General features: G+C 53.2%; 6 protein-coding genes. All 6 read left to right on the forward strand.

Annotated features, from left to right (window positions below; all coding sequences use genetic code 11):
• Positions 1-2 precede the first annotated feature (2 nt).
• Complete coding sequence (tssM, locus tag E1N14_RS04210) at positions 3-3,563, forward strand: type VI secretion system membrane subunit TssM (RefSeq protein WP_037437600.1); 3,561 nt, start codon at positions 3-5, stop codon at positions 3,561-3,563.
• Positions 3,564-3,638: 75 nt separating this feature from the next.
• A complete protein-coding gene (locus E1N14_RS04215) occupies positions 3,639-4,913 on the forward strand; it encodes a type VI secretion system ImpA family N-terminal domain-containing protein (protein ID WP_152134877.1) in 1,275 nt (424 codons plus the stop codon).
• A 262-nt stretch (positions 4,914-5,175) separates the two neighbouring features.
• A complete protein-coding gene (locus tag E1N14_RS04220; RefSeq protein ID WP_025890191.1) occupies positions 5,176-5,694 on the forward strand; it encodes an Hcp family type VI secretion system effector in 519 nt (172 codons plus the stop codon).
• A 326-nt stretch (positions 5,695-6,020) separates the two neighbouring features.
• Positions 6,021-8,087, forward strand: coding sequence for a type VI secretion system Vgr family protein (locus E1N14_RS04225; protein WP_152134861.1), 2,067 nt, complete (start codon positions 6,021-6,023; stop codon positions 8,085-8,087).
• Positions 8,074-9,033, forward strand: a complete 960-nt coding sequence (locus tag E1N14_RS04230) for a DUF4123 domain-containing protein (protein ID WP_025012107.1) — start codon at positions 8,074-8,076, stop codon at positions 9,031-9,033. Before E1N14_RS04225 ends, E1N14_RS04230 begins: the two co-directional genes overlap by 14 nt.
• The gene (locus E1N14_RS04235) at positions 9,020-12,586 is read left to right on the forward strand and encodes a toxin VasX (protein ID WP_062793997.1); all 3,567 of its coding nucleotides are present in this window, start codon (positions 9,020-9,022) and stop codon (positions 12,584-12,586) included. The genes E1N14_RS04230 and E1N14_RS04235 overlap by 14 nt, the downstream gene beginning before the upstream one ends.
• Positions 12,587-12,588: the final 2 nt, after the last annotated feature.

The raw sequence follows: 12,588 nt of genomic DNA on the forward strand, positions 1-12,588 counted from the left end.
ATATGTGGTCGATGATCAAATCCTTTTTGAGGAAACTGCTGCCGGAACTGAAGTCGGCGCTGCCCATTTTGCTGGTGGCTATCTTCGTTCTGGTCAATGTGGCGATTTGGTGGGCGGGCCCCTGGCTGGAGCTGGACGGTGAGAAACCGTTGGCATCGACAACGGCCCGAATTATAGCCAGCACCATCTTCTCCCTGTCCTGCTTTACTATTTGGGGCTGGGTGCAGTGGCGTCGTCTGCTGCGTATCGGCGCCTTGAAGGTCAGGGAGCAGCAGCTCAAGGAAGACCCGGTGAAGATCCTGGTGGAACGCCAGGAGCAGGAACTCAACGAGGTGATGGTGGGCATGAAAGAAAGCCTCAACACCCGTAACTACCTGTACGCCTTGCCTTGGTTCCTGGTGCTTGGGGTGGAAAACGCCGGTAAGACCAGCCTGATTAACCGCTCCGGGCAGAAGTTTGTTTTCTCTTCCGTTATGCGTGCTTCGGGCAAGAAGTCTGAAAACCCTTTCTCTTTTGACTGGTGGATAGGTGACGATGCCGTACTGATTGACCCGGACGGTGAGCTGTTGACCCAGAAGCCTTCGGTAACCAGCCCGGATGGCGAGACAGAGCGCCGCCTGTGGTTGCACTTTGTCGAGTGGCTGGAGCGCACCCGCAGTCGCCGCCCCCTGAACGGGGTGGTGTTGGCGCTGGATATGGCCAGCCTGGTCAGCGATCCTGTGGCCGAACGCAAGGCCTACGCCCACTTGTTGCGTGCCAGATTGCGCGAGCTGATGGAAACCCTGTCAACTCGTCTGCCCGTGTATATCACCCTGACCAAACTGGATCTGCTGCTGGGATTCGAGCCCTTCTTCCGCCATTTCACCCAGGCGCAGCGGGATGAGATCCTCGGTTTCACCTTCTCCCTGAATTCGGTCAACGATCTCGACAGCTGGCTCAATGAGTTTGATCAGGATTGGCAAGACTTTATTCAGCGCATCAATGCCGGCCTGCCAAGGGCGCTGCTGCAGTGCCGCGACAAGGAAGAACGCTCGGCCATCTACAGCTTCTCACGTCAGATTGCCGGTGCCCACAAGGTGCTGCGTGAGTTTTTCGTCGATGCGTTGGCAAGCGATCAGTTCTCGACCTCGGCACTGGTGCGCGGGGTTTATATGACCTCTGTTTACCAGCAAGGGGTGCCGACAGATGCCTATGTGGATGGCGCTTCCCGCCGTTATGGCCTGAGTGAGTCGGTCAACAGTGCCCAGCGCAGTGAAAACTCTACTCCCTATTTCACCCGTTCGCTTTTTACCCGCATCATATATCCGGAAGCGGGTCTGGCTTCGGACAACTTCAAGGTGGCCAAGCAAAAACGCCGCATCATGGCGCTGTCCTTTGTGGCCTGCTCCATCGCCTCTGTGCTCTTGATTGGCAGCTGGCACAGATACTACCTGCTCAACAGCGCTCAGGCCGATGCCGTGCTGAGTAAGGTGAATGAATACAACGAGCTTATCGATAACACCAACTTTGATCCGCTGGCCCGCAACGTGATCCCGCCACTGAACACCATTCGGGCGGCTACCCTGGAGTTTGGTTTCTTCCGTGACAAGCCGAGGTTAATCTCAGATCTCGGCCTCTACCAGGGGCACACCATAGGACCCAAGGTAGAAGAGACCTATCTGAACCTGCTGTCCTATCGTTATCTGCCGATACTGCTCCGGCAAGTGGCGCGGGATCTGGCCGATGCGCCAGAAGGCAGTGATGAAAAGCTGGCGGTATTGCGGGTATTCAGAATGCTGGCCGATAAGAGTGGCCGCCGCGACAGCTTTGTTCGCGAATACTTTGCCGATGTTTGGCAGAAGGCCTATGAAGGCAATCGTGAACTGCAGACCCAACTGATGGAGCATCTGGATTACGCCTTGTTGCACACAGACTTGCAGCATGCACGGCTGGAGTCCAATCCGGACGCCGAGACTGTGCTCAAGCCATTCGATACCATGGTGGCCCAGGCCCAGAATGAGCTGAGTCTGCTGCCGATAGAACAGCGGGTATACAGATACCTCAAGTCCTCTTCGGTATCTCAGTTGGGGGCACCGCTGGATCTGCGTTTGACCGTTGGCCCGGCCAATGAATTGGTGTTTGACTCCCAGATAGCTGCGCAGGATCCTGAGATCTTCAAGATCCCGAAAATACTCACCAAACAAGGTTTTGAGCGCTTCTTTATCCCGAGATCTGATTCAGTTGCCGAGCTGGCGTTGATTGACAGCTGGGTACTCGGCCAGGCTCACAGCACAGACTTCAGCGATGCCGACAAGACGGCGCTGCGCAACAAGATAGTGGCCCAATATCTGGCCGACTATAACGCCAGCTGGCGCCGGGCGCTGAATGGTTTTGAACTGAAGAATTTCGAAGACATCAACCAGGCGGTGTTGGTACTGGATAATGTGGCCATGAGCAACAAGCCGCTGTCGCGCCTGCTGGAAACGCTGGGCAGCAATACCCAGCTGTTCCCGGATATGCCGGATGATGATCAGGCCCGTCAGGCGCTGCTCAAGTCGCCTCAGTATCGTATCGCCTCGACTATAGACGGTGACTTTGTCGAATTGAACCAGATGCTCAAGTCCCAGGACGGTAAGCCGGCTTATCTGGATGAAGTGATGGAAGCCGTGGTGCGCTTGCACGCTTATCTGCGCGGGATCCAAAACTCCCCGGATGTGGGCAAGGCGGCACTGAAGGCGGCTCAGGAAAGGCTCAAGCTTAACGACGCCGACCCTGTTTACGCGCTGGAACGTATTTCCGATGGCCTGCCCAAGCCGCTGGACTCTATGGTGTCCAAGTTGGCCAAGGAGAGCTGGAAGGTTGTACTGCAGAGTGCTATCAAGCATCTTGAGGTGCGTTGGTACAACGAAGTGTATATGGAGTTCCAGCAGAATCTGGCATCCCGTTATCCCTTCAATCCCAAGGCCACTAAACAGGTGTCGATTGCCGATTTTGAACGTTTCTTCGGCCCGCACGGCACGTTGAATACCTTCTATGATCAGCAGATGCGGATGTTCCTGGAAGAAAACATGGATCAGCTCAACCAGTTGGCAGGCAGTGAAACCGGCCTGATCCGTAAAGAGGTCTTGCAGGCGATAGAGCAGGCAAAACAGATCCAGACCGCCTTCTTCAACCTCAAGGGCAACCTGGACGTACAGTTCACCCTGGAGCCACTGCAGATGAGCCCCAACAAGCGTCGTAGTGTCATCAACGTCGATGGCCAGTACGTGGAATACACCCATGGTCCACGTCGCGCCATCGAATTGGTATGGCCCAACACCTTGCGGGAAACGGCCGAGAGTAAGCTGACTTTGGTGCCAAGCGAAGTGAATATGTCACCGCGTTCCTTGAGCTACGAAGGCCCATGGGCATTCTTCAGGTTGCTCGACAGCGCCAGGATCACCGGCTCCAGCTCGACCAGTGTGGATTACCAGTTCAATGTGGATAAGGGCGATATCTCCTATCGGATCCACACGGCAGACAACAGTAATCCCTTTACCTCAAATCTGCTCAGCAACTATCAGTTGCCTAAAACACTCTACTGAGCCGCCGGGCTTCCACAGCTTGGAAGCCCAATTCCCCTGTGGGACTCAACTTAATGGAATTTGAGGTGTACCAAGTTGATACAGCAAACAACAGTGAATGCCGGATGGTTCAGAATGACCGCAGCACCGGCTCAGCTTCGGGAAGATAACCGCTATCAGCAGATGCGTAGTGAGATCAACCGGCGCCAATCTCCCTTCAGTGGTGGGACGGATTGGGAAAAGGTCTATGATCTTGCTGCCACTCTGGCGATGACAGATGGGGTGGATCTACTGGCGGCCAGCTACTTTTCGGTAGCTGCGGCCAAGACCCGCGGCATTGCCGGTTTGGCATCCGGGCTGGAGTTACTGTTAACCGTGTTGGCGCACTCGAAAGAGATGGGCACTATCAGCCCGGAAAAGTGCGCCGAAATACTGAACTGGGCCATAGGCAAGTTATTGCCGGAGCTCAAGGATATGCAAGCTACTGAAGGCAATATCCGTGAGTGGTATCGGTGTGAATATGCCTGTCAGCAGCTGTTTGAGCTGATGCAGGCGCGTCAACCCAAGCAGATGCCAAACCTGGATGCGCTCGGCTTTCAAATCTTCGACAAGATTGATGGCGTTAAACAACCGGCCAAGCGACCCGCTGTTGCCACAAGTGCTCAGCAGCAGGCTAATTACAAGGGGCTGAGTTGGCCGCTGGGACTAATCCTCTTGCTGCTGGCATTGACGGCGGGACACTTTGCCGAACCTTTGGGGCTGACCATAGGGCAGAAGTTCTGGCCTGAGCGATTTGCGCCCAAGCCACCCGAGCAGGTGACCCAGTTGCCGACTGAAACGGCATTGCCGCTGTGGCAGAAGATAGATCAGCTATTTGGCGCTGCACCTTTGGCCAACGATGAGCCATATGTTTATCCCGAGCAGGTAGATTATCTGTTGGAGCTGGACAAGTATTTCCAGCGTTTTGCCGCCAGTCGCACCCGAGCGGCCAACTTAAGCAAAGAGTTACAGCAATGGCAGGGGCTTGATGCCAACAAACTCAGTGCGCTGCAGCGTCAGTCACGGGATATGGCCGAGTATGCCAGCAGCCTGTCCCCCGTGTTGGCCAGAGCCTACTTCATCGATGAGCTGCTCAAGCAACAGCAAAATGAGCGGGCAGCTCAGGAGCTGACACTGCTGGACAGGCAACTGAAATCCCTGCTGATCAAGCGCACTTTGTTGGCCCAGAGTTTGGGGCTCACTCAGGCTTCTGGCGTTACAAATGACCCGGCAGTCCAAACCGCTCCTGACTCGGATAAGGCGCCAATGGCGGCGGGTTCAGATAGAACTAATGTCCAAGATGCGGCCGATGTTCAAGATGTTGTTATGTAATACAAGAATTCCCCCGTTTGGCCGCCTTTGTGTTCGCTCTTGAACTCTGGCCTTTGGCGGCTTTTGGCCACTCTTTCAGGCAACTCTCTTCGGGCAAGAAGTTGCCCGGCGAGCAAAAAATTGCCCGGGTTGGGGCAAGAAATTGCCCGGTGAGTGGGAGTGGGTTTGGATGTTGTTGTAAAACAGTGGGTTACGATTTGGCATGCTTCTGGCATTGGGTGATGAGGTTTTATCACTCATTCAACAGTAAAAGGAATTAACCATGCCAACACCATGTTATATCTCCATCGAAGGTCAAACCCAGGGCAACATCACCGCAGGCGCGTTTACGGCCGAGTCAGTGGGCGACATCTTTGTGGAAGGTCATGAAGACGAGATGCTGGTTCAGGAATTCAACCATGTGGTGACAGTGCCGACCGACCCACAGTCAGGTATGCCTTCGGGTCAGCGGGTGCACAAGCCGTTCAAGTTCACCGTGGCGCTGAACAAGGCGGTGCCTTTGATGTACAACTCGCTGTCATCCGGTGAGAAGCTGAACAAGGTTGAGCTGAAGTGGTACCGCACCTCTATTGAGGGCAAGCAGGAACACTTCTTCACCACCAAGCTTGAAGGTGCGACGATAGTGGACATCAACTGCCACATGCCACACTGCCAGGACCCGAACAAGGCAGATTTCACTCAATTGGTTGAGGTGTCAATGGCCTATCGCAAGATAGACTGGGACCACGTGAGTGCCGGTACTTCAGGAGCGGATGACTGGCGCAAGCCCATCGAAGCCTGATAGTGTGTGTCAGCCACCGCCTTGCGGTGGCTGTTTGCCATTGGGGTGTTTTCTGGCGGGGACGTCAACTGACAGTGTAAACGGTTGATTGAGAGCCAGTGAGCAGGCCAATGGCTTTTGGTGCAATTCGGCTAAACGAACATTCAACAGACATTCGAGTCAATCGCATTTAGACCAAGAGCAAAACGGCACTCGGCGACAGCGAGCAAGCCCAACAGAAGTTCAGGGCTGAGGCAAGCCAGGCAGTAGCTTAAGTAACAATCCTGAGCAACAAGCCTAAGCAGCAAGAGTACCGCGAAAGGACAGGGACAATAAGGACAGCGAAGATGAGTCATCAAGGGAGCGGCATGCGTTTTGGATTCAAGGCGGGCAGTTTGGCAGAGGATAGCCTGTCGGTGCTGTCGTTCAAGCTGAAAGAATCGCTGTCGAGTCCTTATGTGGTTGAGCTTGAGTTGCTGAGTCGCCGGGACGATATCAAGGCGAGCGACTTGGTGGACCAGAGCGGGGTACTGAGTTGGTGGCAGGACGGCGAATGCCAACGAGAATTACACGGCATAGTAAGCCGCTTTGGCCGCGGCGACAGCGGCCACAGACAGACCCGCTACCGACTGAGGCTGGAGCCGGCCCTGAGCCGCCTGCAGCTGCGGCGCAACAGCCGCATCTTCCAGGAAAAGAGCCTGACCGACATCATCGCGGTACTGTTCGGCGAAATGGGCATTACCGACTACGCCTTTCGCTGTGACCCGCGCCATGAAAGCCGCAAACGGGAATACTGCGTGCAGTATGGCGAGAGCGACTTTGACTTCTTCGAGCGCCTGACCCGCGAAGCGGGGCTGTTCTACTACTTCGAGCACAGCAGCGACAAACACACCCTGGTGCTGTGCGATGCGCTGGACAAACTGAGCCTGAGCCCCCACAGCTATCCTTACAACGCCCTGGCGGGTGGACGCGCCGAGCAGGCGAGTGTCCGCAGCGCCGAATACCGCCACCACCGTGCCGAGAGCGGGGCCACCCTCAAGGACTACAGCTTCCGCAAACCGGCCTACAGCTTCCTGCAACCGAGCACAGAGGATGCAGACTGGCAACAGAGCGGCTATGAACACTTCGACTACCCGGGGCGCTACAAGGACGATGCCGACGGCAAACTGTTCAGCAAGGTGCGCCTGGCGGGACTGCGACGGGAGAGCGAGCAGCTGCTGCTCAAGAGTGACCAACTGCAGGCGTTGAGCGGGCAGAAGTTTGCCCTGAGCGAACACCCGGATGCGAGCCTTAATCGCGAATGGGTAATAGTGGGGGTCAGCCACACAGGCGAGCAGGGCAATGCGGCGGAAGAGGACAACAGCAGCCGCGGCACGACTTACAGTAACGAGATAGTGGCGGTGCCTTCCTCCATGCAATGGCAAGCGGAGCCGAAGGCCAAACCACAGATGGCGGGGCCGCAGATAGCGACCGTGGTGGGGCCGAAGGATGAAGAGATATTTTGTGACGAATACGGCCGGGTGAAGGTGCAGTTCCCCTGGGACAGATATGCCAAGGGTGACGAGCACGGCAGCTGCTGGATACGGGTCAGCCAGGGCTGGGCCGGTGGTCAGTATGGCTTTATGGCACTGCCGCGGATAGGGCATGAAGTGATAGTGTCGTTTCTGGACGGCGACCCGGACCAACCCATCATCACCGGCCGGGCCTACCATGCGGTGAACCAGGTGCCTTACGCGCTGCCGGCCCACAAGACCCGCACTGTGCTGAAGACCCAGAGCCACAAGGGCGAGGGCAGCAACGAGCTGAGGTTTGAGGATGAAGCGGGTGAAGAGGAGATTTACCTGCATGCGCAGAAAGACCTGAACCTACTGACCGAGAATGACAGACACGAGCATATCAAGCACGACAGCCACCTGGATGTGGACAATGAAAGGCGCAGCCGCATCGGCGGCAACGACCACCTGACGGTGTTGGGCGAGTCCCGTCAGCAGGTAACAGGCGACAAGAGCTTGATAGTGGATGGCAGCTATCAGCAGAAAGTCGCCGCCAAAGAAGCGCTCGAAGTGGGCAGTGAAGTTCATCTCAAGTCATTGGGGAAAATTGTGCTCGATGCCGGCGCCGAGATCAGCATCAGTGCCGGTGGCAGCTTCGTCAAGGTCGATCCGGCCGGGGTGCACCTGGGCGGCGCGGCAGTTAATCTCAACTCGGGCGGCAGTCCAGGCTCAGGCAGCGGCTTTGCCGGCAAGGCACCGGAACTTCCGGGTGAAGTGGCCGCTGCCGAGTTGCCCCAAGGCGAAAAAGTGATTTTGCCCAATCCATCCCAGCAGAGTGGCACTCTGCTGCTGGCTGCCAGTACGGCTAAAGGTGTGTGCGAAATTTGTGAGCAGCCGGAGGAAGAAGATGCCCCTACCTGATCTCGCTGGACTCAAGGGGCAGCTGTATCTGCTTTGGGATGCCTGTTTGCACCGAAACCTGGCGCAAACCCTGTATCAGTTGGACAACCGCGTCTTTATGCTACCCCTGTATCAAGGGACTCAGTTCGAGTCTCTCGGCGATATTCAACCCTTGCTGCTGCAATGTCCAGCCGACAGTCAGTTGTTGGATTGGTTGGAGCAACAGCTTTGCTACCGGGACAGTGTCTGGCTGTTTGAGTCAACTTCCTCCAGTGCTGAATTGTTGCGCTATTTTCAGCAACTACCTTTGCAGCAACATCCGCTGGGCCACCAGGTATTATTTCGCTATCAGGATCCCAGAGTGCTGGCGGGCTTTATGGCGGCGCAACTGCCGCTGGAAGCACTGTTCCCGGCGGGTATATTCGGTCGGGTATGGGTGTATGACACTATTGCTGAACACTGGCACTGCCGAGTGCCTCAGTCGGCTCAGTCCAGTGAGGTAACTCAGCGTTTTCAATTGACCGATGACCACCTCAAGGTGATGCAGCAGGTCTGCTGGCAGCAATTTGGTCTTAGGCTGCAGCAGCATTTGAGGTACTTCTTTGCCGATGAGTTCGGTTCGGTTTCCCTGGCGGGAACCTTGGCTATTGCCGAGCGCGCCGCCGCGCAGGGGTGGGAATCGGAGCGGGACATTTTTCTTTACGGCAATATTTTGGGTTACCTCGGTGCCGACTTTGAAAAGAATCTTATCGGCAATCAGGCAAGCAGTGCTTCCGGGGCTTTGCTTGATCAGCACCAGGCTAGCGATGAACCCGTCTCTCAATCAGAGTACGCCGGCATTATTAACCTGATGCAAACCCGGGGAAGTGACAGATCTGCGGCTTTGGCACAAGCCGCAGATTTGGCCAAGCAGTTAAATCAACAAAGAGCCAATGCGTTACAAGGAGTTACTCATGTCGGCGGATAGACAACAACAGGATGCCAACGATAAGGCCACTCAAGAGTCGGATACTAAAGCCGGTTCTTTACTGGCAACTTGCCCACTCAAGGCGCAAACCGTCAAAATCGTGCCTGTGCGTTATGCCTTGGATGAATTCCAGTTGGTGCCGGAGCCTTGCCCCAAGCACAACTTGCCTTCAGAAGGTAACTTCCCCGGTGGCTACTTCAGCAAACAGCTCAAATGTAATAGCTACACCCTGCGTCAGCTTACCGACGGCTGGCTTTATGTCTGGAACCAAACCGAAAAGACCCTGCACGAATATGAAGTCAGGGGACCTCAGCTGATCCGTTACCAGTTTGGCGACAACGAGGCCGACAAACCGCTCAGCGAGCGCGGTACAGCGCTGGAGCCTAAAGTCTATCTGGAATATAACCGCGGCTCTGAGCTGTATCTGATGTTCAGCCAGCTAAGGTGTTCCTGGCCTATGTTGGAGCATTATCGCAGTAATGGCGAAGCCCAGCGTCGCTGGGGGCGCAAGCTGTCATTGCCCGGATTTTGCTGCACTATGGCAGAGCCCCATACTGCCCCAATCAAGGTGTTGAGCCAGGTTGCCGATATTGCCGGCGAGGCCAAGTTCCCTATGGCGGTTCCTTCCCTGCAAGACAGAGGGGAGGGAGATGAAACGCTCAGCGGTAAGCCGGTTCAGCCCCTGACTACCTACCTAGGCCCTATAAGCGATAAAGACTCGGCCCTGATGGTCGCACTGGATGATATTTGGTCGGATATCTGTGATATCGCCTCTCAAACCTTTTATCTATCCGGACAGATGCATGAGTTTAATGAGGATGAAATGTATCGCCGGATGAATGCCAAAGCGGTAGTTCAGATTTGTGGCGGTCTTGATATGCTCGGTGAGGATGGATGGCTACACAATGATAAGTTGCCGCCAAAAGTCAGAGGGAATGAACTGGCAATCAACCGTTATCTGGATAAACTGACTGATTATCGGGAAGCCGTAAACAGATATGAAGATCAGCTTAGGATCTATGCCGCTCAAGGAGCAAAAGGCATTGTATCACCTGATGAATTCTTGAAGCTTGAACAAGAACTTGCTGCCGAATATGGCTCGGCCTGGAATCTGGATTTGCCTCGTTGGGAGGCTGAAAGAGATAGGCGTAAATATGCCAATATGCAGAAAGCGGAAAGTTTTCTGACAAAACACTTGCAGCATGATAGCGCATTAATGGAAGAGATTGGGCCTAGGGTGGATGAGCTGTTTGATTGCCACTTTCATATCCAGGCCGATGCCAGAGTATTAGGAGCAGATTGTCATCATCCCAGCCATCAAGAGGGCTTAACAACTTGGATGAGCGACAGTCTACAGTTGCTGGTGATGTTTCTTGATGATGCAAAAAGAGACATTCTTGCCAGTGCGTTTTCGAGTGCTTCCAAGCCCCAGGCGTTGATTGCCCTGACCACGAGCGGTTTTGACCCCTTATTGCACCAAGAGCTCAACGGACACCTGCAAAAACCGGCGGCTTTGTTGTCGGCAACCGGAGTTTCAGTAAGTAACAACGCAGTATTAAGGATGAACGAGGTTAAAGCGGCATTTAATGAGTTGCCGTTGATAGAGCACAAATGGGCTACCGATTTGCATCAAGATGTCCACAAGACGTTGGATGCAATGCGACAAGCCTTTGCCGATAAAACCTCCCAAGGTTGGTCGCATGTACTGGAAGCCATTTTCCCTCTGTTTCGGGGGGAAAAGGGGATCTCTACCCATTCAACCAGCTTAATGTTGCAATCACTGCTGATTAACTCTTTTGTTGAAGATATTCCACTGAAAACTGAAGAGCTTTCTGACTATGAAAAAGCTTTTCAGGCTTATCAGGAAAAGCTTTCTGTTTTGGAAGGAAAAGTAGGGGGCTTGAAAAAACAAGAAAGCAATCTGAAAAAAGAAATTGGCAATGCTGATAAAAAGACTAAGGACGCCAAAAGGAAACAAAAGAAAAATAAGAAAACTTATAAGCAGGGACGAAAGAAGGCAGTCAGAAGAGCTGCAGGCAAAGGTAAAGAATTTAGAAACAAACTGCAAAAAGTAACCGGTGAAATCTCCGAGGCAGAAGAAGCATTTCAACTGCTTGTAGAAGAGAAGCCCTATTGGGCTGCTGCCAAGCAACAGGCGGTGACACTGGAAAGCCGACGCCAACTCTCTGAAGGGATAAAAGGCTATCTGGATAAAGGCAAAAAGCTGGCAAGTCACATTACCTTGGGCAGAACGGCTATTTTACTTGGGTATATCAACTTACTATATACACCTATGCCAGAGAAGTACTCTTGGGGCTCCTTTAAGTTCGACAGTTCCGATGCTGAAAGTAAAAAGCTTCATACACTGATTTACAATACAGGGTATCTTGTTGCCTTTGGTATCGCGGCTATTTGGTATGATCCTCTGCTTACCAAGATCAAGCAAACAGTGACGGCATCTGGAGAGAAGAGCATCTATAAAGCGACATATTTAGTTAAAGACAGGGTTGTTCCTCTATTTAAACTCTCTTTTAAGCAGGCTACTGGTGTTCATGGCATTGAATTTGCCAAGGTATTGAGTAGTTTCCGTATGGCAGCTCTTTCGTTAGGTGTTGCCTCAGCAGTAGCAAATGCTTATGAAATAGCTCAGATTGGCCAGGAGTTGGGGCTTTGGGGCGAGAATCCGGCAGATTTGAATGCTGTGGAAAGATCGCTGAAATGGGTCCAAGAAGCCTCACTTGCAGTCAGTCTTGGCGGCATGGCGATTCAAGCTCTAGCAGCCTTCGGCTTTGTTGCTGGTTCACCGCTTATCCTTCCAATACTGGCAATTGCCGGTGTGGCTTACCTGTTATCTTCCATTGCATTTATCTTTTTTTCGCGCGACGATATTGACAAATGGTTGGATCATAGTGATTTTGGTTCCTCTCCACTGTGGCAAGATGCCCCCCACGAGGCATTCCAACATCTGCAAGATATATTGCTAAAGCCTGCGGTTTATATGCAGCCCTCTTGCTCATCGAAACTGGCCGCTATCTTGGAAAAATCCAGTATTCCAAACCAGCTATTAAACCGCGAAACGGTATCCGGCTGCTGGCTACTGTTCAATCTGCCAACAGCAGGGACTCATATTGAATTGGCGGAAGTCTATCATGAATATACTCTTTGGGGAGCGACTCAAATTACCAATTCTGGTTGGGACGGAATGGAAGCAATAGCCGTTACCCCAGAGGCAGTCAGAAATCTCATTGAAAATGGCTTTCCTGAGACCTGGGATGAGATGGATGATAGCTATATTGTAGAAAACAATAGTCAATACTGGTTGATGTATGTACCTTTAACTCCGGCTGAATTATTTGAAAATCCATTAAAGTCGCAGTCAGAGCTATGGTTGAATATTAGCCGCCCAAGACAACGTAACATAGATAAAACTTGGCACTACAAGTTACAACCTAAAAGTTTAAGCCAAATTTTAGGTGTTTGGGGTAAGCTACAGGAGGAAGAAGCAAGGTTTACTTTCCCTGAACCAAATGAAGTTACAGGTATTATCTTTTAGGG

Origin of the sequence: Shewanella algae (genome assembly GCF_009183365.2) — a bacterium.
In the GTDB taxonomy this organism is placed as follows: Bacteria; Pseudomonadota; Gammaproteobacteria; order Enterobacterales; family Shewanellaceae; genus Shewanella; species Shewanella algae.

Excerpts from the sequence above, each read along its gene's own strand:
- tssM (WP_037437600.1), top strand. The coding sequence starts at position 3 with ATGTGGTCGATGATCAAATCCTTTTTGAGGAAACTGCTGCCGGAACTG.
- E1N14_RS04220 (WP_025890191.1), top strand. The coding sequence starts at position 5,176 with ATGCCAACACCATGTTATATCTCCATCGAAGGTCAAACCCAGGGCAAC.
- E1N14_RS04225 (WP_152134861.1), top strand. The coding sequence starts at position 6,021 with ATGAGTCATCAAGGGAGCGGCATGCGTTTTGGATTCAAGGCGGGCAGT.
- E1N14_RS04230 (WP_025012107.1), top strand. The coding sequence starts at position 8,074 with ATGCCCCTACCTGATCTCGCTGGACTCAAGGGGCAGCTGTATCTGCTT.
- E1N14_RS04235 (WP_062793997.1), top strand. The coding sequence starts at position 9,020 with ATGTCGGCGGATAGACAACAACAGGATGCCAACGATAAGGCCACTCAA.